Below are 481 nucleotides of genomic sequence, written 5' to 3' on the forward strand. Positions count from 1 at the left end.
GTTATTGGGCGGCTGAGCGGCCGCTATGGAGTGGAGTCATGAAGCTGAAAATGTATACCCCATCTGGGTCTGTGATCGTCGAAACCAACGACGTCGCGCAGTTTTACCCAGACGCTGAAAGCGGCGGAGAGCTGACCACAATCGAACTGGTTTCGCCAACCGGCGGCCATGGGAAGGTGGCAGTAAAACATAGCTTCCACCAGGTGACTAGCGCTCTTGCCACGGCCTGGAAAATGGATGAAGACAAGGCAGGTGCAGCATGAGCGCAGAAATCATCGATCAGGCCAACGAGCTGGCAGAGCGCCGGCTGGAAATGACCATCCAGAACATGCGCATCAACCACAACGCAGTTTCAGCTACTCACTGCTGCGACTGCGGGGAAGAGATACCCGAGCGGCGCCGGGAACTGGTGGCGGGCTGTCAGCGCTGCGCTGATTGTCAGGAAGAGTTTGAAGAACGTGGTAAGCATTTGGCTGTAACG

At 56.5% G+C, this 481-nt stretch carries 2 protein-coding genes; both read left to right on the plus strand.

Annotated features, from left to right (window positions below; all coding sequences use genetic code 11):
* Positions 1 to 263 (plus strand): hypothetical protein (locus M3197_RS17210; protein WP_251663102.1); only part of this gene is annotated, 263 nt, incomplete at its 5' end.
* On the plus strand, positions 260 to 481 hold a 222-nt coding region (locus M3197_RS17215; protein ID WP_251663105.1), incomplete at its 3' end, for a TraR/DksA family transcriptional regulator. The genes M3197_RS17210 and M3197_RS17215, both read left to right, overlap by 4 nt.

This window comes from Sporosarcina aquimarina, assembly GCF_023715615.1.
GTDB lineage: Bacteria > Bacillota > Bacilli > Bacillales_A > Planococcaceae > Sporosarcina > Sporosarcina aquimarina_A.